Source organism: Bradyrhizobium sp. AZCC 1678 (assembly GCF_036924765.1).
Taxonomy (GTDB): Bacteria; Pseudomonadota; Alphaproteobacteria; order Rhizobiales; family Xanthobacteraceae; genus Bradyrhizobium; species Bradyrhizobium algeriense.
Genome location: NZ_JAZHSE010000001.1, coordinates 4,964,666 through 4,986,227, shown reverse-complemented (window position 1 = coordinate 4,986,227; position 21,562 = coordinate 4,964,666). Strand labels below are relative to the sequence as shown.

Genomic DNA, 21,562 nt, shown 5'->3' with positions numbered 1-21,562 from the left:
TTCAGACCTCGATCTTCTCGTGCCTAGTCAAGAACTCGCCGGTTCGCCAGGCCCAGAGGCTCTTCATGAGCTCCGAGATGCCCTGCAAGAGCAGCATGAAGGCAGCCAGCGGAATAATGCCGCGCAGCGGCCACAAGATCGGCGTCCACGCACCGGAGCTCGAGCGCTCGTCGATCGAAACCGAGTACAGGAAGTCGTCAATCGAGATGACGAACAACACGGCCATCGTCGGCAGGAAGAACAGCAGAAACGCCAGGCTGTCGATCATGCCCTTGGTTCGGTCCGAGAACGCTGCCCACAACATGTCGGTGCGGACGTGAGCGCCCTTCAGGAGCGCCAATGCGGACCCCAACATGAAGAGGGCCGCGTATGACATCGTCGTTATATCGAGGGCCCAGATCGTTGGGTCGCTGAGCACGTATCGGGCAAAAACTTCGATCACGTTTGCGAAGATCAGGGGAATCAGCAGAAGCACGAAGAGGTGGCCGGTCCACTCCGTGAACTTGTCGATGGTGCGGATAACGGCCAAATACGCCCGGGGCGGCGTCGGCCTTGGCGGAGACGAGACGCTGGTCATTGCAGTGGCCATCAGCTGACCCTCAGAGGCAGCCCCGTCGTGGACCCGGTGAAAACGGGCCGCACCAACCAGTGCGACCAATCAGTCCCCGTCGAGCGATCCGGTGGAATGTTACTTTAGCGGCGATCTCGGCGCCAGCGGCTGGATAGCCGTCGCAGCCGCCCCAGGAGCGCGGACGGCCATCCAGCCGCTAGACCGAGCACGAGGACCTTGGGGCCTACATCCCTTGGTGGAGGGACGGGTGTGTCTTCTGGAGCGCCAATCTTCTGGATGAGGCGGTCCAATGGTGCCGGCATGGCGCGCTCGCTCACACGACGAGCGGCAGTTCAACTTCTGATGAATGACCGCTTCTGGCAGATCGCGTCATTTTCGCTGCGATGCAGAATTTGGTCGCTGTCGGGGCATGGCGGACGTCGAGTAAGCCACATCAATCAATCTCGACTTACCTAGCCGGCGCCGTTCGGCCCGTCAGTTCCGCACGATCGAGCCGGTGCGGCCGACCAGCCGCGCCAGTTGCTTGAAGCGGCTGCCGACGCGGTCGGCGACGAGATCGACCATGCGATGCTCGAACACCAGCATCAGCTTGCGGCTGCCGCTGCGGAAATGCGTCGCCGGCAGCACGCCGGTGCGCGCCGCCGAGATCAGATGGGCGACGCGGAACGCCGCGCCGAGCACGCGCGCGCGCTCGTTCATGGCGGGCGGCACCAATTCGCGGATCTGGGTCGGCGGCTCGTTTTCCTCGCTCAAGCCGGCGTAGCGATAAAACACCGACAGCGCGACAAAGGCGCGGCCCTGGTGGCTGATCGAGCCGAAATTGCCGTTGGTGATCAGGCTCAGCGTTTCCTCGCCCCGATGGTCGGGATGCACCCGCCATCCGATGTCGGAGAGCAGGCAGGCGGCGTGGCGCAGGCGGCGGTCTTCCTCGGTCTCCCGCAACTTCACGACTCGCACCAGCCGGTCGGTCCAGGCCACCAGTTCCTCGGCGTGGCGCGCGGAGCGCGAAAGTAGCCCGTTGAGGGTTTGCGCGGCGCAGATGAATCCGTCCTTGGCACGCTCCTGCGGCGGCAGCATCTCGTAGAGCAGGCCTTCGCGCACGCCGAAGGTCGAAAACACGATTGTCTTCGGCTTGCCGACGCGGATGATGTATTCGAGCACCAGCGCCGCATAGGTGAGGAGCGGACGCCGGGCGTCGGCGACCACTTCGATATCGGCGAGCATGTTGGCCGCCGCGAGCCGGCGCAGGCGCCGCGCGAAATCCAGTGCGTCGGCGGCCGGCAACTCATAGCCGTGCATCACCCGCAGCGGATAGCCGCTCTGGACGATGTGGATGCGCGCCAGCGCGCGCCAGGTGCCGCCGACGGCGTAGAAGGTGCGGCCATTGCCGGCCTTGAGCTGGGCCACGTCGGACAGATTGCTGCTGACAATGCGTTCGGCGCGCTTCAGCGATTTGTCCGACAGGTCCTGCAGCGCCAGGCTTCCCAGCGGCAGCGTGACGCCGCTGTGGACGCGGTTTTTCTGCACGTCGATCAGTTCGAGCGAGCCGCCGCCGAGATCGCCGACGATGCCGTCGGGATTGTGGATGCCGGAGACGACGCCGAGCGCGGAAAGTTTTGCCTCGCGCGGCCCCGACAGGATTTCAATGCTGGCGCCGCAGATGCGCTCGGCCTTGGCGATGAAGTCGGGACCGTTCTTGGCGTCGCGGCAGGCCGCAGTGGCGATGGCGAAGACGCGTCCCACCTGCTGGATGCGGCACAGCGCCCGGAATCGCCGCAGCGCCGTCAGCGCCTTGGCAACCGCGTCCTCGGCCAAAAGGCCGGTGCTCTGCACCTCGCGGCCGAGCCCGCACAGCGCCTTCTCGTTGAAGATGGTGACGAGGCTGCGCGCCATCGTCTCATAGACGACGAGACGAACCGAGTTCGAACCGATGTCGATGACGGCGACGCTGGAAGCGCGCTTGCGCGGTCGCTTCACAGCCGGAACTCCTTATGGGGATTGCTGACGCTCGTTACGGCGCGTAAGGCGGCGCGGCGAAGATTCCTTGAGAGACTTTCCACGGCCTGACAGACTCGGATTCGTCATGAAATAGTTGTGTAGATTGAACGGCTCTTCGCCTTTCGCGGCCTTCATACGCGTTGACGACCCGTCCGGCAACAACTGCCAGCTCTGCTCGGTATCCTTCAGGTTCGCGACCATGATCTGTTCCAGAACCTGCTGATGCACCGTGGGATTTTGCAATGGACAGAGGATTTCAACGCGGCGGTCGAGGTTCCGCGGCATCATGTCGGCGGACGAGATATACACAGCCGCCTTCGGGCCGGGCAGGCCTTGCCCCATACCAAAGCAGTAGATTCGGCCATGCTCCAGGAATCGGCCGATGATGGATTTGACCCGGATGTTCTCGGAAAGTCCTGGAATGCCCGGCCGCAGACAGCAGATGCCGCGCACCACCAGTTCGATCGACACGCCCGCTTGCGAGGCCTCGTACAGCGCGTCGATGACATCAGGGTCGACCAGCGAGTTCATCTTCATCCAGATCACGCCCGGCTTGCCGTGCCTGCTGTGATTGGCCTCGCCCTTGATATGTTCGATGATGCGCTTGCGTAGCGTCAGCGGCGACACCGCCATCCGCTCGATGTCGCTCGGCTCGGCATAGCCGGTGATGTAGTTGAACACGCGTGCCGCATCGCGGCCGATGATCGGGTCCGAAGTGAAGTAGGAAAGATCGGTATAGATGCGCGCCGTCACCGGATGGTAGTTGCCGGTGCCGGTATGGACGTAGGTCGTCAGGTTGCCGCCCTCGCGCCGCACCACCATCGACAGCTTGGCGTGGGTCTTCAGTTCGAGAAAGCCGTACACCACTTGCACGCCGGCGCGTTCGAGGTCGCGCGCCCAGCGGATATTGGCTTCCTCGTCGAACCGCGCCTTCAACTCGATCAGGGCGGTTACCGATTTGCCGGCTTCCGCAGCCTCGGCGAGCGCGCGCACGATCGGCGAATTGTTCGAAGTGCGGTAGAGCGTCTGCTTGATCGCGACCACGTCGGGGTCGCGTGCCGCCTGTTGCAGGAACTGCACGACGACGTCGAAGGATTCGTAAGGGTGATGGACGATCAGGTCCTTCTGCCGGATCGCGGCGAAGATGTCGCCGCCATGGTCGCGCACCCGCTCGGGATGGCGCGGCACGTAGGGCATGAATTCGAGGTCGGGCCGGTCGAGCCGCGTGAGCTGCGAGAGTTCGTTCATCGCCAGCACGCCGTCGACCAGAAATACCTCATCGTCGTCGGCTGCAAGCGCCTGCTGCACGAAGCCCCGCAGCGCTTCCGGCATCTTGGCTTCCATCTCGAGGCGGATCACCGATCCCCGGCGCCGTCGCTTCAGCGCACTCTCAAACAGGCGGACCAGATCTTCGGCTTCTTCCTCGATTTCGAGTTCGGAGTCCCGGATGATGCGGAAAGCGCCCTGGCCCTTGACAGTGTAGCCGGGAAACAGTCGCCCGATGAACAGGCCGGTAGCCTGCTCGAGCGGGATCAGGTGCACCGCGCCGTCCTTGTGGGGCATCCGGATGAAGCGGTCGATCTTGCCGGGCATGCGGATCAGCGCATTCATCGCCTTGCCGTCGGATACCCGCGACAACTGCAGCGCGATGGTGAAGCCGAGGCTCGGGATGAACGGGAACGGGTGCGCCGGATCGATGGCAAGCGGCGTCAGCAGCGGGAAGATGTTGCGGAGGAAGTGATCCTCGAGCCAGCTTCGCTCCGCCTTGGTGAAGTCGTGGCCGTCGACGAGCACGATGCTGGCCTCCGACAGGGTGGTGCGCAGATCGCGCCAGATGGCCTGCTGGTCGGAGGCGAGTTCCGAAACGTTCTTGTTGATGAGTACGAGCTGCTCCAACGGCGTCAGGCCGTCGGGGCTGCGCTCGGCAATGCCTTCACGGACCTGCGCCTTGATGCCGGCGACGCGGACCATGAAGAACTCATCAAGGTTATTGGCGGAAATCGACAGGAACCGGACCCGTTCCAGCACGGGATGGCCGGGATTGACCGATTCCTCGAGCACCCGGCGGTTGAAATGCAGCCAGGATAGTTCCCGATTGATGAATCGTTCCGGGCTCGTGGCAATAGAGGGTGGAGCCTCGGCAACTGATTCTTTTTCTTTTATTTCAATAACTTGTGCCGATTCCATAAGGCTTTGATCCATCTCGGGAGAGGCGTAGGACTAGTTTAAGGGGAATGCAGCTCACAGCATGTGATACGCCGATGACGTTTCAATGACATTGATGTTCCGCCTACAGCCGCCGTCAAGGCGGCAGGACGCAGCATGTGCCTTGCCAATCAGGCGTTGCGCAGCAGTTCCACAGCCAGTGCCCGGGTCACCGGCCGGCCGAGCCGCAGCGCCTCGGTATCCAGCAGGTCGACCGCCTGGCGGGCGGCGGCATAGGAGCGCTCGATCCGGGTGACGAGGTAGCTCACGACCGTCTCGTCGATGCTCAATTGGCGGTCCGCGCAGAATTTGACGATCAGGCCGCGAAACAGCAGGTCGTCGGGCGGCAAAAGCGACACGACGGGCGCGGCGCGCAGCCGCGACCTGAGATCGCGCAGTTCGACCTCGAATGCGACAGGCGGGACGCGCCCCGTGATCAGGACAAAGGCCTCGTCCTCGCGCGCGAGGTTCAGGAGGTGAAACATCGCGCGTTCGTCGAAATCGCCGGGCTTGAGGTCGTCGACCACCAGGGCGCCTGTGGCGAGCGCGCCGGGGACGGCGGCGGGGTTAAGCGCGTGCGCCGATATCGCGCGCGCGCCGGCCTGTTCGGCCCAGATCGCGGCGAGATGGCTCTTGCCGGAGCCCTCCGGTCCCACCAGCAGCATGATGCGGTTCGGCCAGTCCGGCCAGCTTTCGATCAGCGCGAGAGCGGCTTCGTTGGCCGGCCCTTCGAGGAAATTGTCGCGGGTCAGGCTCTCCGCATGCGGCAGCGCAAGGGCTAGCTGACGAGGTTGAACGCGGACTGCCACGCAAGTCTCCAGGCCGGGATCTTACGGCCTTCATAGCGTTTTCTAGCGAAGTGGGCACCGGTTCGCGTGAAGAAAGCGCGTCAAAACAAAAAGGACGGTTACCGCGCTTCAATCGTGCTCATGTGCCGCACCCACTCGACGAGATAGAGCGAGACCGAAACCAAAGTAAAGACCGTAACAAAACCCATCAGGATCACGTCATAAGGCGCCGGTTTGAAATTGAAACCGAGCGACGCCAGCACCAGTGCCGCGAACGCCACCTGCGCCACCGTGTTGAGCTTCGACACCATCAGCGGTTTCATCGGGATCGGCTTGTCGAACAGCCACGACACGATCACGGCCGTGACGATCATGATGTCCCGTGACACCACGAGAATGACGATCCAGCGCGGAACCGCGCCCCAGATGCCGAGCGCGACATAGATCGACACCAGCAGCGCCTTGTCGGCGAGCGGATCGAGCAGGGCGCCCAGTTCGCTCTGCATGTTGAAGCGCTTGGCTAGAAAGCCGTCGACGGCGTCGCTGACGCCGGCAATGACGAAGATTGCGAACGCAATCTCCATCTGGCTGGAAACGATCGCCCAGACGATGACCGGCACCAGAATGATGCGGCCCAGCGTAATGATATTCGGAATACTCAACTCGGTCGCTTCCCGGCTCCCGGCCTAAATCCGGCCCCTGGCGGGTTCTGCCGGTTCTTATCTACATAGTATATGCGTCGAGCGCTTGCGAGCCATTGCAGGATCGCGGAATTCCTCGTAACCAGCCGTCATCATACTGGAATTTGGGCATGATCGACCGCAAAAACGGGCTCACTTACGCCGATTCGGGCGTTGATATCGATGCGGGGAACCGCCTGGTCGATCTCATCAAGCCGATGGTCCGCGCCACCGCGCGGGCGGGCGCGGACGCCGAAATCGGCGGATTCGGCGGCCTGTTCGACCTCAAGGCGGCGGGTTTCAAGGATCCCGTCCTGGTGGCGGCGACCGACGGCGTGGGCACCAAGGTCAAGATCGCGATCGAGACCGGCCTGCATGGCGGCATCGGCATCGACCTGGTGGCGATGTCGGTCAACGACCTCGTGGTGCAGGGCGCGGAACCGCTGTTCTTCCTCGACTATTTTGCCTGCGGCAAGCTCGACCCCGAGGCGGCCGCAGCTATCGTGGCCGGCGTCGCCGAGGGGTGTCGGGAATCCGGCTGCGCCCTGATCGGCGGCGAGACCGCTGAGATGCCTGGGCTCTACAAGGACGGCGATTACGATCTCGCGGGCTTTGCGGTGGGAGCCGCCGAGCGCGGCACGCTGCTGCCCAGCGGGGATATCGCCGTGGGCGACGCGGTGATCGGATTGGCCTCGTCGGGGGTGCACTCCAACGGCTTTTCTCTGGTCCGCAAGATCGTCGAGCAATCCCGCGTGGCTTTCGACGCGCCGGCGCCGTTCTCGCCGGTCATGACGCTCGGCGGCGCGCTACTGGCGCCGACGCGGCTCTATGTGAAATCCTGCCTGCGTGCGATTCGCGAGACCGGCGCGATCAAGGGGCTCGCCCACATCACCGGCGGCGGCTTCACCGACAACATTCCGCGCGTGCTGCCGAAGCATCTCGGCGTCGGCATCGATCTGGCGCGGCTGCCGGTGCTGCCGGTGTTCAAGTGGCTGGCGGAGCAGGGCGGCATCGCCGAACTCGAATTGCTGCGCACCTTCAACTGCGGCATCGGCATGATCGCCATCGTCAGGCCGGATGCGATCGAGAAGGTGACGGAAGTTTTGACCGAAAGCGGCGAGACCGTCGCCTTGCTCGGCGAAGTGATCCCGGCTACGGGCGAACATCGCGTGGTCTACAACGGCTACCTCGATCTTTCGCAATGAAGCGCCGTGTCGCCATCCTGATTTCCGGGCGCGGCTCGAACATGGCCGCGCTGATCGATGCGGCCAAGGCTGCGGATTTTCCGGCTGAGATCGTTGCCGTCATTTCCAACCGGAGCGACGCCTTGGGGCTCGAGCGGGCAGCCGCAAGCGGCATCCCGACGATCGTCATTGAGAGCAAGCCGTTCGGCAAGGATCGCGCGGGCTTCGAAGCCGTCCTGCAGCCGGCGTTGGAAGAAAAGAAGGTCGAGCTGATCTGCCTCGGCGGGTTCATGCGGCTGTTCACCGCCGAATTCGTGCAGCGCTGGTACGGCAGGATGCTCAACATCCATCCCGCGTTGCTGCCATCGTTTCCGGGCCTCGATCCGCACGGCCAGGCGTTACGGGCCGGGGTCAAGATCTCGGGCGCGACCGTGCACTTCGTGATCCCCGAAACTGACGCCGGCCCGATCGTGATGCAGGGTGCGGTGACGGTGGCCGATGACGACACGGCGGAGACTTTGTCGCAGCGCATTCTCGGCATCGAGCATCGGATCTATCCGGAGGCGCTGCGCTTGCTTGCGAGCGGCAAGCTTCGCCTCGAAGGCGACATCTGCAGGTTCGCCGACAGCGCCGATCGCGACGGCACCCTGATTTCGCCGCGGACGATCTGATATTATCTGCCGGTGCGCGCCGTAAATCGCGCTCTGCAAATCATCGAGGTTCCATGATCACGCTCTATGGCTCCGGGCCCAATTTCGGCCTTCCCGACGCAAGCCCGTTCGTGACCAAGGCCGAGACCTTGTTACGGATGTCGAAACTCCCGTTCGAAAAGGCGCTGATGAGCTTTACGAAGGCGCCCAAGGGCAAGATCCCCTACATCGAGGACGACGGCCAGTTGCTCGGCGACTCCACGCTGATCCGCTGGCACCTCGAAAAGAAATACGGGATCGATTTCGACCAGGGCCTCAGCGCCGAGCAGCTCGCCATCGCCTGGGCGTTCGAGAAAATGGCGGAGGACAATCTATATTGGGCCAGCGTCTATTTCCGCTGGATGATCGATGACAATTTCCGCAAGGGGCCGGTCAATTTCTTCAAGGGCGTGCCTGCGCCGGTCCGGCCCGTTGTCGCCTCGATGATCCGCCGCCGCCTGCGCAAGACGTTGCACGGCCAGGGAATCGGCCGTCACTCGGCCGACGAGATTACCGCGATCGGAATCCGCTCGATCGATGCGATGGCGGCCTATCTCGGCGACAAGCCGTTCTTCATGGGCAGTGAGCCTGCCGGCATCGACGCGACGATGTTTGCCTTCGCGGTCAGCGCGATTTGTCCGCTGTTCGAATCGGATTTGCAGCGGGCGGCTGCAAGCCATGCCAATTTGCGGCGGTATGTCGGCCGGATGACCGCGCGATTCTATCCGGAACTCCAGGAGATCGCGGGCTGCCAGGCCGCAGCCTGAATGCCGGGCAGGGCGTTCGCAAGGTTTGGCGACTGCCGGAAACGTCGTCGCCGTGCCGCGCGAGCTGTGGCAGCCGAACAACAATGATGCGTATTCGGCGGCCGGCCTGGGGGCTAACCGATTGACCCTTCCGGCGAATTGGGGGCAAATCGCTCCGGTTGATTGGGTTTTGCGCATTTTTCGTGCCGGCGCTTTTGCCTTTGGGAATGGATTGCATGCGCTGCTCATCGCGGCTTTCGCCGGCACGAAAAATCGGGACCGGTCCCGCGCTCCTGCGACTGGCGATTGTGTTCATCCTCGCGACCGGCACGCTGTCGTTCGCCTATGCGCAATCGCCAACACCGACGCCCACTCCAACCCCAACCCCTACGCCTTCACCGACACCCAGTCCGACGCCGACGGTGATCAATTCGACGGTGTCGTCGGGTGCGGCGGTGACCAATCTCGGCAGCAATTTTCTGGAACGGCTGGCCAATCAGTCGAGCAACGGCTTCAACCGCCTGCAGCGGACCAATCCCGGCGGCGGTGGTGCCTCCGAGAGCACGGAAGCGCCGCGCTACCGGACCTGGTTCGAAGGCTACGGGAACTACACGAAGAACGGCGCGATCGGCGATTTCGTCGGCGACACCAGAAAGACCTGGGGCGGGCTGGCGGGAATCGGCGCGCGGGTGGCGCCGGGCATCAATATCGGATTGTCGATCGACCAGAGCCGCTCCGCGATCGACATTCCGCTGGCGCTGCAATCGGCGACGATCGACCTGACCCAGATCGGTTTTACGGCTTCCGTCGACAGCGGGCCATGGACCTGGGCCAGTGCGGTGGTCCACGGTTTCGGTCACATCAATTCGCGCCGCGACACCGGCATCGGGATTGCGACCGCCGGATACCATGCGAAGCTCGACGGCGTCCTGAGCGAGATCAGCTACTACTGGACCAGGGACCAGGGCCGCATCGTGCCCAAGGCCGCGTTCGAATATGTCCGCGCCCAGACCGGCCCGCTGCAGGAGATCGGCGGCCTTGATCCGGTGATGGCGACCGGCGCCACCGTGCAGCGCGGGCGGCTATTGATCGGTGCGGAGATCGGTCACTACTGGATATTCGACGGCAAGATTTTCGACCTGTCGGGCTACGGCAAGTTCGTCGACAATGTCGTGCAGAATTTCTCCGACATCACCGTCAGCCAGGGCGTGCAGAGCATTACGTTCCAGGGTATCGGCGAGAGCCGGTATGGGGCCGATGCCGGCGCCTCGGCATCGCTGAGTCTGACCAACACCGCGCGGCTCTACGTCAATTACGACGCAAAATTACGCGCCGCGATGCAGTCGCATCAGGGCACGCTCGGGCTGGAGTTGAAGTGGTAGTTTGCTCCCTTGCCCCGCGCTTGCGGGGAGAGGTAAGCGAGCGAAGCTTACGCCCGGTCGACCCTGACGACGCGGCCTTTTTCGATCGCCAGCGCCAGCCTGCCGTGTTTCAGCGCCAGCGCCGCTTCGCCGAACAATTCGCGCCGCCAGCCATGGAGCGCGGCGACGTCAGCTTGGTCGTCGGCGGCGATCTGGTCGAGATCGTCGACGGTGGCAATGACCTTGCTGGCGACGGCGTGGCGTTCCGACGTCATCCGCAGCAGCACCTTCAGGAGCTCGACGGTCGCAGCCCCATTGGAATTGCCGCGCGGCTTTTCGATCTTCGGCAGCGTGTGGGGATCGCGGGCGAGGCCGCGCTGCACGGCGGCGATGATATCGGTGCCCCATTTGGAGCGGTCAAAACCTTTCGGCAGCGAGCGCAGGCTGGCGAGGCGCTCCAGTGAGGTCGGGGCGTGGGTGGCGATGTCGCCGACCGCATCGTCCTTCAGCACGCGCGAACGCGGCACGTCGCGGCTTTGCGCCTCCTGCTCGCGCCAGGCCGCGACTTCCATCAGCACCGCCAGTTCCTTCGGCTTGCGCACCCGCGTCTTGAGCCGCTCCCAGGCGCGCTCGGGGTGGAAATCGTAGGTCCTGGGCGAGGTCAGGACTTCCATCTCCTCGCTGACCCAGTCGCTGCGGGCGCGCTTCTTCAAGTCGGCATCAAGCGCTGCGAAGACGTCGCGCAAATGGGTGACGTCGGAGACCGCATAATGCATCTGCTCGGGCGTCAGTGGCCGGCGCGACCAGTCGGTGAAGCGGTGGGTCTTGTCCGGCCGGTGGCCGGTGACGCGCTCGACGAGCTGGTCATAGGCGATGCTGTCGCCATAACCCAGCACCATGGCCGCGACCTGCGTATCGAAGATCGGGTGCGGAATGGTGCCGGACTGGTGCCAGACGATTTCGATGTCCTGGCGGGCGGCGTGAAACACCTTCAGCACCGCCTCGTTCCCCATCAGTTCGAAAAACGGCTTGAGGTCGATGCCGGGGGCCAGCGTGTCGATCACGACGGCCTCGTCCGCGCTCGCCATCTGCACGACGCAGAGCAAGGGATAGTAGGTCGTCTCCCGCAGGAACTCGGTGTCGACGGTGATGACCTTGTGCTGGGCGAGCCGGGAGCAGGCGGCGGCGAGGTCGGAAGTGGTGGTAATCAGATCCATGAACTATCCATGACGCTTCCGACAGGCGTTCTGCCGAAAACGCTGATATGTCAAGGGTGTTGGGCAGGATTTGAGCCCTGCATTTGAGCCTGAGCACGGCTTTTTTGCGTCGGCTTGGGGGCCGGATGATAGGACGTTATCGTTCCGCCCCGGAATTTGATCAGCGCCGCACGCTGCGGCTTTTGCGCTGTCGAGCCAGTTCGAGAAATCGGGCTTTGATCTGCGCGAACAGGCCCGGTGGGATGAACCCATAGCTGAATACGCCTGGCCTGCCGGGGATAGGCGACACGCCGGCGTTCGGCCATTCGTCGACGTTGTGCTCTGAAACGATGACCCAACTCGGCGCGTCGTCCAATCCCAAGGCCTGCTTGACCTTCGCCGGTATTTCGACGCCCTCCGTGCCCGCATTCGGCGGCGAATGCGTGATCGGCAGCAGCACGACATACCGTGACTGCGCCAGGCTATCGCTTGCGGCCACGAGGCAAGTCGGCCGGTCCTTTCCCTGATCGCGGCCCTCTGCAGCCTCATGAGACCACAGATAATCATAGCGGACGATGAGTCCGGGCTTCGGATCGGGAAACGCCACGGTCTGTTTTTACTTCAGCAGGTCGTCGAGCGCGGTGTGTTCGACATCCATCTCGGCCCGCTCCACGGCGTCGATCACCACCGACGTTGCGTCAGTTGTCCGATGCGTGTGCTTGGCGGCGGCCGTAAGCCAATCATACTGTTCGGCCGACATCAGCACGAATTCGCGCCGGCCGTGCCGGGTGATCTCCACGGGCTCACGCTGGGCCTGATGCTGGAATTCACCGAACTTGCGCTGGAACTCCAGGGCGGTGGTCTTGACCATTGCGATATCCCTCATTGAAACCTAGGATTCCAATTAATACGTATAATACATATATCTGAGGGCCACAAGCAAATCTATATCGCTACGGCGAATCGGCCAGCCGAGGGAATGTTCGAAGTCAGGGAAATTCCAGACGCTACTCGTACCGGACGCGCCGCGACCGTCGACGGCCCGACGGGATCGCGAGCACGATGAGACAGAGCCCAATCATCACCATTCCCATGAATTCGAAGGCAAAGGCGTCCACGGCAATTCTCCACGAGTAAGCCAATAGAATTGCGGGGAGCGCGTTGACCGTTTCTTAATTCGTGGAACTGGGGGAGGCGCGCATGCGCGGATGGTGGACGCGCGCTTAAGGATTGCGGTTAACGCGAGTAGCCTGCCTCACAGTGCGTAGGATGGGCGTGGTGAAAGACTCCGCCTCACGTCCCGCAGAACGTCTGCAGCACGCGCTGCTCGGGCAGCGGCGGCTCTGTATAGGCCGCGAACGTCGGCTGATCCTCGAACGGCTTTGACAGCACCGTCAGCAATTCCTCGAACGGCGCGTAGTCGTTGTTCACGGCCGCCGCGATCACGGCTTCGACGCGGTGGTTGCGGGGGATGAAGGCCGGATTGACCGCGCGCATTGCGGCTTGCCGCTCGGCGGCGGATTGCGGCTCGTCCGCGAGGCGCTCGCGCCATCGCGCCGCCCATTCGTCGAAGGCTGTGGGATCGGTGAACTGGGCCCTGACGCTGTCGTTGTCAGCGTCTCCAGCGGCATCGCTCAGGCGGCGGAAGGTGAGGGTGAAGTCGGCCTGGTTCTTGGCCATCGCGTCGAGCAGATCCTGCACCAGCGCTTCGTCGCCGTCGCGTGACGTGAACAGGCCAATCTTTCTGCGCAGTCCGGCCTGATAGGCGGCGGTGAACTTGTCGGCGAATTCGCCGAGGATGAACTGCGCTTGTTCGATCGCCTTGTCCTGTTCGTCGGAGAACAGCGTCAGCAGGCACTCGGCGAGCCGCGTCAAATTCCACAGCGCGATGCGCGGCTGGTTGGCGTAGGCGTAGCGGCCCATCTCGTCGATCGAGGAGAACACCTGCGCCGGGTTGTATTCGTCCATGAACGCGCAGGGGCCGTAGTCGATGGTCTCGCCCGAGATCGACGTGTTGTCGGTGTTCATGACGCCGTGGATGAAGCCGACCAAAAGCCACCGCGCGAGCAGATCGGCCTGGCGGGCTACGACGCCTTCGAGCAGCGCGTGATAGGGCCGCTCGGCTTTTGCCACGTCGGAGTAGTGCCTCGCGATGACATGGTCGGCGAGCTGGCGCACGCCATCGGTGTCGCCGCGCGCGGCGAAGAACTGGAAGGTGCCGACGCGGATGTGGCTTGCGGCCACGCGGGTCAGCACCGCGCCGGGCAGCATGGTCTCGCGCATCACGCTCTCGCCCGAGGTCACGGCGGCGAGCGAGCGGGTGGTGGGGATGCCCAAGGCGAACATCGCCTCGCTGACGATGTATTCGCGCAGGACCGGGCCGAGCGCGGCGCGGCCGTCGCCCCGGCGCGAGAATGGCGTAGGACCGCTTCCCTTGAGCTGGATGTCGCGGCGGACGCCGTCCTTGTCGATGACTTCGCCGAGCAGGATGGCCCGGCCGTCGCCGAGCTGGGGCACGAACTGGCCGAACTGGTGGCCGGCATAGGCCATCGCGATCGGGTCGGCGCCGTCGGGCAGGCGCTTTCCGGCCAGGATTTCGGCCCCTTCCGGGCTGTCCAGCACGTCAGGATCGAGGCCGAGATGGACGGCCAGGGTCCGGTTCAGCTTGATCAGCCGGGGGGCGGCGACTGGCGTCGGGGCCACGCGGGCGAAAAAGTTCGCCGGCAGCGCCGAATAGGTGTTTTGGAACGGGAAATGGACGGTCATGACCTAAAGATAGGCGCGGGCACGGAATAGGCAAACGGTTCGGGCTGGTGCAGGCGGAAATCTCGCGTTTCGGGCCCAAAACAAGCCCCGCCTTTGGTTGCCGCCCTGCGCGGCGTCGGGTAAACCCTCCCGCAATTCGCGCGGCCTTTGGCCCCCGATTCTGACCTCCGACATCTGATTTTGGGAATTCCATGCATCGCTACCGGTCACACACATGCGGCGCGCTCCGCGAGAGCGACATCGGCCAAACCGTCCGCCTTTCCGGCTGGTGCCATCGTATCCGCGACCATGGCGGCGTGCTGTTCATCGATCTGCGCGATCATTACGGGCTGACCCAATGCGTGGCCGACCCGGACTCGCCGGCGTTCAAGGAAGTGGAAAAGTTCCGCTCGGAATGGGTGGTGCGGATCGACGGCAAGCTTCGCCGCCGTCCCGACGGCACCGACAATCCGGAACTGCCGACCGGCATGGTCGAAGTCTATGTCAGCGAGATCGAGGTGCTCGGGCCTGCGGCCGAGCTGCCGCTGCCAGTGTTCGGCGAGCAGGAATATCCTGAAGACATCAGGCTTAAGTACCGCTTCCTCGACCTTCGTCGCGAGAAGCTGCACCAGAACATCATGACCCGCGGCGCCATTGTGGATTCGATGCGCAAGCGGATGAAGGAGCAGGGCTTCTTCGAATTCCAGACTCCCATCCTGACGGCGTCCTCGCCGGAAGGCGCGCGGGATTTTCTGGTGCCGTCACGCATTCACCCCGGAAAATTCTACGCGCTGCCGCAGGCGCCGCAGCAGTACAAGCAGCTCTTGATGATGAGCGGCTTCGACCGCTACTTCCAGATTGCGCCATGCTTCCGCGACGAGGACCCGCGCGCCGACCGCCTGCCGGGCGAGTTTTATCAGCTCGACGTCGAGATGAGCTTTGTCACGCAAGAAGATGTTTTTGCGGCGATGGAGCCTGTCATCACCGGCGTGTTCGAGGATTTCGCCAAGGGCAAGCCCGTGACCAAGGGCTGGCGGCGGATTCCTTTTGCAGAGTCCTTGCGCAAATACGGCACCGACAAACCGGACCTGCGCAACCCAATCGAGATGCAGGACGTCTCCGAGCACTTCCGTGGCTCCGGCTTCAAAGTGTTTGCGCGGATGCTGGAAGACCCCAAGAACCAGGTTTGGGCGATCCCCGGCACGGGCGGCGGCTCACGCGCGTTCTGCGACCGCATGAACTCGTGGGCGCAAGGCGAAGGCCAGCCCGGCCTCGGCTACATCATGTGGCGCGAGGGCGGCGAGGGCGCGGGTCCGCTCGCCAACAACATCGGCGCGGAACGGACGGCCGCGATCCGTGCGCAACTCGGTTTGAAGGAGGGCGATGCTGCGTTCTTCGTCGCCGGCGACCCGGAGAAATTCTGGAAGTTTTCAGGCCTCGCCCGCACCAAGGTGGCTGAGGAACTGAACCTGATCGACAAGGACCGGTTCGAACTCGCCTGGATCGTCGACTTCCCGATGTACGAGTACAACGAGGAAGACAAGAAGGTCGACTTCTCGCACAACCCGTTCTCGATGCCGCAGGGCGGCCTCGATGCGTTGCAGACGCAGGACCCGCTGACCATCAAGGCGTTCCAGTACGACATCACCTGCAACGGCTACGAGATCGCCTCCGGCGGCATCCGCAACCACCGCCCCGAGGCGATGGTGAAGGCGTTCGAGATCGCGGGCTATGGCGAGAAGGATGTCGTCGAGCGTTTTGGCGGCATGTACCGCGCGTTCCAGTATGGCGCGCCGCCGCATGGCGGCATGGCGGCCGGCGTCGACCGCATCGTGATGCTGCTCTGCGGCACCACGAACCTGCGTGAAATCTCGCTGTTCCCGATGAACCAGCAGGCCGTGGACCTGCTGATGGGTGCGCCATCGGAAGTCACAACCAAGCAGCTCCGCGAGCTTCACATCCGGCTTAACCTGCCCGACAAGACCTAGGCTCGGGATAGCTCACAGCCCCGTCGAAGCCTCGATTCGGAATTGCGCCAAGACGGCCAGAGGGTCGCTCTGAAGCAACCGGAAGAGCTGCACCGCCGGCACCTTGCCGAGTGGCGTAAGTTTCAGCGTTAGCGTGGTCCGCGGAGTTTCGACAAAGCGGACCAGCGCCTCCACGGCCGCCAGCGCGTCGGGACTGTTGGCCGCCGTTGTCGCGTTGTTCCTGATGTCCTGGATGACGGCCTGCCGGGCAGCGTCGCGACTGACATTCTGGGTGCGGGCATATTCGGCGACCGCGACATCGATGACGCCGAGATCGCGTAGCGTGAGTTCGATTGCGCCGGCCTCGACTTGCGCCGCCATGGTGGCTGCCTGCTGCGGGTTGAAGGAAAATATCTGCCGCGGCACGTTGGCAAGCGAAACGCGCGCGGACAGTTTTACGAGGCCGCCGACTTCGAACGCGCCTGGCTCAAGCATGAGCGAGCGCGACGCCTCGTCCCAGGCCGTACCAAGATCGAAGTCGATCGCCATCTTGTCCATGCCGGCGGCGAAAAGCATTTGATGTCCGGGATGGGTCCCGTCGAGGGGACCGGAGAACTTCGCAACCAGCCGCACCTTGCTCGGGATTGGTCCGACGAACTGGCCCCAGTCCAGGTTGACGAGATCGACATTGAGCGGCTTGCCGGTGTTCTTGAACGGCACCGCGACGCCTTTCACATCAATGCCTGCTAGCAGCGGAAACATTGCGAGAAACTGATCGGGTGACGGCTGTTGTCCCGGGTTCGAGAATTGCGCCGCGATTCGCAGCAGACCCGCGATATCGAGGGATTTGAGCGCGAAGCGTCCGACCTTGACGGGCCCCTTCGGAGAGCGTCCATCGAGTCCTTCGACCGCGAATTCACCGACCTTGCCGTTTTCCAGATTGAACCTGACCGCGGCGAGCTTGAACGGGCCCTCCGGCGTGTCCGCCGAGAGGCCGCGCATCTCGGCTGTTCCGACCCGCATGCCCTCATAGATATTCGCCATCTTGTCCATCATCTCGCGCGCCTGTGCCGGCGTCGGAGTGGCGCCGGCCGCCGGTATCAGCGCGAGCAGCGCCGGGAGTTGCAGGCGCGATGGCCGCACGCTGATATCGTCGACGGTCATCCCGTCGATGCGCATGCGCAAGCCTTGCCCCGACGTAATGGTGTAGGGCCCAGCCGTCGTTTGACCGTAGACGCGGTAGTATTTGTCGTCGTTCGCCTTTTGCGGATCGAGGATGGCGGCAATGGCGGCGGCATCGAAATCACGCGAAGCGAAATTGACGATTTCGCCGCTCAATTTGTCGGCCTTGCCCGCCGGTTGTTGGGTACTGGCGGTGAAAGCGTTGCGCTCGATCTGCATGGACCCGATCTTGCCATTCCTGATCTCCCGCAGCGCTATGCCCGTATAGGTGAAATCAGCCGACGTAACCGTGCCGAAGTTATTGATGGTGCCCACCATAGTGGGTGCCGTAATTGAAGATGCGGAGACAGCAGCAAACTGCTCCAGCGCGGACCGATACGCCTCGACGATGGAGGCTGAAGCGGGCCGTACCGGCAGGCTGGCGGGGCCCGAATAGTCTTTCATGACGATTTGCGGCGCCTTGTAGGTGACGCGCCCGCCTGTCGGGCCTGCGATACCAACGCTGACTTCCAGGTCAGTCCCTTCGATATTGTCAGCCGAGAATTTCGCCGCGTCGGGTTGGCCGACGCCGGAAGCCGTCAGGCTGGCAATCTTGATGTTCACGGGGGGCTGCGTCGCCGATTCGCCGGCAATATCGGCGATCCTGACCGTGCGGCTGCGCAGGTCGAACGACACCTTGCCGTGGCTTGCCTTGCCGCCGCCCGCGCGAATCTGCTCGAACGCTGTCTCTACTTCGCCGGCGATCCGTTGCTGCGTATAATACTCGAAGCCGAAGAAGCCACCCACCGCGATCACGACCGCAGCGGCCAAGCCCATCAGTATCTTTACCATTAGTTGTGCTCCGGACGCCGACGTTGCGGGAGGCAAATTTGCCATATTGTCGGTCAAGGGGATGGGGTAGGGAGGCGAATATGCTACCGGATTTGTTGCTTCCCGTCGATCAGCCCCCTGTTGACGGCGGCGCTTTCGAATGTTGCATCCAAGTGGCGGCCCGTGCTTCACATCCAGCTAAATCTGCCGCAAAGCTAACGGTTCGAATGAAGACCGGCCTCGGCAGGTAATTCGGGGTCGAGAAAGCCCGTGGGGGAGTGTATGTCGTCCTATTCTGAAGATCTCCGCTCCGCGGCGCTTGCGTATCACCGGCTGCCGCGCCCGGGTAAACTCGAGATCCAGGCGACCAAGCCGCTCGCCAACCAGCGCGACCTCGCGCTGGCCTATTCGCCGGGTGTCGCCGCAGCCTGCACCGAAATCGCCAACAATCCGGCCGAAGCGGCGTCGCTGACCTCCCGGGCCAACCTGGTCGCCGTGGTCTCCAACGGTACCGCGGTGTTGGGGCTCGGCAATATCGGCCCCCTGGCCTCCAAGCCCGTCATGGAAGGCAAGGCGGTCCTGTTCAAGAAATTCGCCGGGATCGACGTCTTCGACATCGAAATCGCGGCCGACACCATCGAGCGCGTGGTCGAGACAGTGGCGGCGCTGGAACCGACCTTCGGCGGCATCAATCTCGAGGACATCAAGGGACCGGAGTGTTTTGAGATCGAGGCGCAGCTCAAGGAGCGCATGAAGATCCCGGTGTTCCACGACGACCAACATGGCACCGCCATCATCGTCGGGGCCGCGATCACCAACGCGCTGCTGCTGAACGGCAAGAAGCTGGCCGACGTCAAGATCGTGTGCTCAGGTGCAGGCGCGGCCGCAATCGCGTGCCTGAATCTTCTGGTCTCGCTCGGTGCGCAGCGCAAGAACATCTGGGTCTGCGACATCGATGGCGTCGTGCATGAGGGCCGCAACACGCTGATGGACCGCTGGAAGGCGGTCTATGCGCAGAAGACCAACGCGCGCGTGCTGGCGGATGTGATCGGCGGCGCGGATATTTTCTTAGGGGTGTCCGCGCCCAACGTGCTGAAGCCCGAGATGGTCCAGTCGATGGCGGACCAGCCGCTGGTGATGGCGCTGGCCAATCCGAACCCGGAAATCATGCCGGACGAGGCGCGCAAGGCCCGCCCCGACGCGATGATCTGCACCGGGCGTTCCGACTTCCCGAACCAGGTCAACAACGTCCTATGTTTCCCGTTCATCTTCCGCGGCGCGCTCGACGTCGGCGCCACCGGGATCAACGAGGAAATGAAGCATGCCGCCGTTGAGGCGATCGCGCAGCTCGCGCGCGATCCGCCGTCGGACGCGGTGGCCCGCGGCTTCGATAGCGGCGAGACGCAAGGCTTCGGTCCGGGCTCGCTGATTCCGAGCCCGTTCGATCCGCGGCTGATCTTGCGCATCGCACCGGCGGTGGCGAAGGCCGCGATGGAATCCGGCGTTGCGACGCGCCCGATCAAGAATTTCGACGAATATACCGCGCTGCTGGAGCGCTTTGCGTTCCGTTCCGGCCTCGTCATGAAGCCGGTGTTTGCCAAGGCCAAGACGCAGCCGGTCCGCGTGATCTATGCCGAGGGCGAGGACGAGCGCGTGCTGCGCGCCACGCAGGTCGTGCTTGAGGAAAAACTGGCGCGGCCGATCCTGGTCGGCCGCCCCTCCGTCGTCGAGGCAAGGCTCAAGCGGTTCGGCCTCTCGATCAAGGCCGGGCAGGATTTCGATCTCGTCAATCCCGAGGACGATCCGCGCTATCGCTCCTATGTGCAGACCTATATCGACGTCGCCGGCCGGCGCGGTGTCACGCCCGAGGCCGCACGTACCGTGGTCCGCACCAACAACACCGTGATCGCAGCACTTGCCGTGGTCCGCGGCGAGGCCGATGCCATGATCTGCGGCGTCGAAGGCCGCTACATGAGCCATCTGCGCCATGTCCGGGAGATCGTCGGGTTCCTGCCCGGTGTCAGCGATTTCGCGGCGCTGTCGATGATGATCACCAGCAAGGGTTCCTATTTCATCGCCGACACCCAGGTGCGGCCGAACCCGAGCGCCGAGGAACTCGCGGAGGTGGCGTCGCTGGCGGCAAGCCATGTGCAGCGGTTCAACATGAAGCCGCGCGTCGCCTTCGTGTCACATTCCGACTTCGGCAGCTATGACACCGACTCCTCGCGCAAGATGCGCCGCGCCACCGCGCTGCTGAAGGAAAAGCATCCGGAGATCGAGGCCGATGGCGAAATGCAGGGCGATACCGCGCTCTCGGCCGCGGCGCGCAAGCTGGTGCTGCCGCATTCCAACCTGGAAGGCGATGCCAACATCCTGATCATGCCGAACCTCGACACCGCCAACGTCGCCTACCAGATGATCAAGACGCTGGCGGATGCGCTGCCGGTCGGGCCGATCCTGATCGGGCCGGCGCGTCCGGCGCATATCCTCACCCCGGGGGTGACGGCGCGCGGCGTGCTCAACATGACCGCGGTTGCCGCCGTCGAAGCCCAGGAGCGTGCCGGCCGCCAGCAGCCGACGTTGTTTGGATAGAGGGTTCTGATGGAAACAGAACCCCCGCTTAGAGCATGATCCGGAAAAGTGGACACCGGTTTTCCCTCGCGACAAACGCGGAACGCGTTTGCGCGGAGATCATGCTCAAGCCAAAGAGATAGAGTGGGATGGCGATTCGAAGAAACGTCATCCCGCTCTAGTATTTTGTTTTGACGCGTTTTCTCTGCGCGGAACGTGTCTCGAAAACGCCATGGCCAAAAAAGGGCCTTGGTTCTGCTTCTATCAAAAGGTTTGTTTATAGCCCGCGCAGGCTCCTGCGCGGATGGTTTCGATTTGAGCGTTTGAAAAGCGGTGACGAAACGCCCATAATCGTTTCGCGCCGCCTGCACCCTTTGCATGCCATTAGTGAGGCCGATCCCATGCCAGCGTTAGTTACCTTCGGGCGAGTCCTGTTCGCCGTCCTCTTCATGTACACGGGGGCGACCAAGCTCTTCGCGATTCAGCCGACGGCAGATTTCATCGCGACCAAGGTGACCATTCCCGCGATGCTTGCGCCCTATACCTCGCAGCTCGAAACCATGGCGGGCATGCCGATGCCTCAATTGCTGGCGGTCGGCGTCGGCGGCTTCGAGATCCTGGCCGGCCTGATGATCGCGGTGAATTTCGGTGCGCGCTTCTTCGCGTTCCTGCTGATCATCTTCGTCATCGCGACGACCTTCTACTTCCACGATTTCTGGAACCAGCCGGCGCCTGAAAATGCCAAGACGCTGATCGAGGCCCTGAAGAACCTGTCGATCATCGGCGCGTTGTTCATGATCGCGGGCTACGGCCGCGGGCCGCGGCCGAATGAACCGGCCTACGGGGACGTCTGAAGCCGGTAGTGGCGG

Annotated in this window: 17 protein-coding genes; 7 read left to right on the top strand and 10 right to left on the bottom strand. The window is 63.4% G+C overall.

Translation table 11 applies throughout. From position 1 onward, the window contains the following. Position 1 precedes the first annotated feature (1 nt). The 5 genes from V1294_RS23695 to V1294_RS23675 all read right to left on the bottom strand — a co-directional run bounded on the left by V1294_RS23695 (position 2) and on the right by V1294_RS23675 (position 6,224). Positions 2-658, bottom strand: coding sequence for a TRAP transporter small permease subunit (locus tag V1294_RS23695; protein ID WP_334500500.1), 657 nt, complete (start codon positions 656-658; stop codon positions 2-4). Positions 659-1,045: 387 nt separating this feature from the next. Beyond that, the gene (gene ppx / locus V1294_RS23690) at positions 1,046-2,548 is read right to left on the bottom strand and encodes an exopolyphosphatase (RefSeq protein ID WP_334500498.1); all 1,503 of its coding nucleotides are present in this window, start codon (positions 2,546-2,548) and stop codon (positions 1,046-1,048) included. Positions 2,549-2,560: 12 nt separating this feature from the next. Next, the gene (locus tag V1294_RS23685) at positions 2,561-4,756 is read right to left on the bottom strand and encodes an RNA degradosome polyphosphate kinase (protein ID WP_334500496.1); all 2,196 of its coding nucleotides are present in this window, start codon (positions 4,754-4,756) and stop codon (positions 2,561-2,563) included. Positions 4,757-4,905: 149 nt separating this feature from the next. Beyond that, positions 4,906-5,583 (bottom strand): chromosomal replication initiator DnaA, encoded by a 678-nt coding sequence (locus V1294_RS23680; protein WP_334480202.1) that lies wholly within the window; start codon positions 5,581-5,583, stop codon positions 4,906-4,908. 98 nt (positions 5,584-5,681) lie between these two features. Then, complete coding sequence (locus tag V1294_RS23675) at positions 5,682-6,224, bottom strand: CDP-alcohol phosphatidyltransferase family protein (protein WP_108519281.1); 543 nt, start codon at positions 6,222-6,224, stop codon at positions 5,682-5,684. 149 nt (positions 6,225-6,373) lie between these two features. Here V1294_RS23675 and purM point away from each other — a divergent pair, with 149 nt between their 5' ends. From purM to V1294_RS23655, 4 genes are all read left to right on the top strand, one after another. Then, positions 6,374-7,447, top strand: a complete 1,074-nt coding sequence (gene purM, locus V1294_RS23670) for a phosphoribosylformylglycinamidine cyclo-ligase (RefSeq protein WP_334500493.1) — start codon at positions 6,374-6,376, stop codon at positions 7,445-7,447. Beyond that, a complete protein-coding gene (purN, locus tag V1294_RS23665) occupies positions 7,444-8,097 on the top strand; it encodes a phosphoribosylglycinamide formyltransferase (RefSeq protein WP_334480206.1) in 654 nt (217 codons plus the stop codon). The genes purM and purN overlap by 4 nt, the downstream gene beginning before the upstream one ends. A 53-nt stretch (positions 8,098-8,150) precedes the next feature. After that, positions 8,151-8,882, top strand: coding sequence for a glutathione S-transferase family protein (locus V1294_RS23660; RefSeq protein WP_334480207.1), 732 nt, complete (start codon positions 8,151-8,153; stop codon positions 8,880-8,882). A 215-nt stretch (positions 8,883-9,097) separates the two neighbouring features. Further along, positions 9,098-10,243 carry an autotransporter outer membrane beta-barrel domain-containing protein gene (locus V1294_RS23655; RefSeq protein WP_334500490.1) on the top strand — a complete coding sequence of 382 codons (1,146 nt, stop codon included), beginning with the start codon at positions 9,098-9,100 and terminating at the stop codon, positions 10,241-10,243. Between the two features lie 47 nt (positions 10,244-10,290). On the opposite strand, the gene rnd is transcribed toward V1294_RS23655, so the two are convergent. From rnd to V1294_RS23635, 4 genes are all read right to left on the bottom strand, one after another. Beyond that, positions 10,291-11,439 (bottom strand): ribonuclease D, encoded by a 1,149-nt coding sequence (gene rnd / locus V1294_RS23650; protein ID WP_334480210.1) that lies wholly within the window; start codon positions 11,437-11,439, stop codon positions 10,291-10,293. A gap of 160 nt (positions 11,440-11,599) precedes the next feature. After that, a complete protein-coding gene (locus V1294_RS23645; RefSeq protein ID WP_334500487.1) occupies positions 11,600-12,025 on the bottom strand; it encodes a hypothetical protein in 426 nt (141 codons plus the stop codon). Positions 12,026-12,034: 9 nt separating this feature from the next. After that, positions 12,035-12,289 carry a type II toxin-antitoxin system prevent-host-death family antitoxin gene (locus V1294_RS23640; protein WP_334500484.1) on the bottom strand — a complete coding sequence of 85 codons (255 nt, stop codon included), beginning with the start codon at positions 12,287-12,289 and terminating at the stop codon, positions 12,035-12,037. 422 nt (positions 12,290-12,711) lie between these two features. Then, on the bottom strand, positions 12,712-14,184 hold the full coding sequence (locus tag V1294_RS23635) for a protein adenylyltransferase SelO (protein ID WP_334500483.1): 1,473 nt from the start codon (positions 14,182-14,184) through the stop codon (positions 12,712-12,714). Between the two features lie 191 nt (positions 14,185-14,375). Between V1294_RS23635 and aspS the strand changes: the two genes are divergently transcribed. Then, entirely contained in the window at positions 14,376-16,151 is a 1,776-nt protein-coding gene (aspS, locus tag V1294_RS23630; protein WP_334480216.1) for an aspartate--tRNA ligase, read from the top strand. A 12-nt stretch (positions 16,152-16,163) separates the two neighbouring features. Here aspS and V1294_RS23625 read toward each other — a convergent pair whose 3' ends face one another. Further along, positions 16,164-18,143 carry a hypothetical protein gene (locus V1294_RS23625; RefSeq protein WP_334500482.1) on the bottom strand — a complete coding sequence of 660 codons (1,980 nt, stop codon included), beginning with the start codon at positions 18,141-18,143 and terminating at the stop codon, positions 16,164-16,166. A 261-nt stretch (positions 18,144-18,404) separates the two neighbouring features. On the opposite strand from V1294_RS23625, the gene V1294_RS23620 reads away from it, so the two are divergent. Together V1294_RS23620 and V1294_RS23615 are read left to right on the top strand one after the other, a co-directional pair. After that, positions 18,405-20,714, top strand: coding sequence for an NADP-dependent malic enzyme (locus V1294_RS23620; protein ID WP_334500480.1), 2,310 nt, complete (start codon positions 18,405-18,407; stop codon positions 20,712-20,714). A 380-nt stretch (positions 20,715-21,094) separates the two neighbouring features. Continuing rightward, positions 21,095-21,547, top strand: coding sequence for a DoxX family protein (locus V1294_RS23615; protein ID WP_334480220.1), 453 nt, complete (start codon positions 21,095-21,097; stop codon positions 21,545-21,547). Positions 21,548-21,562 lie beyond the last annotated feature (15 nt).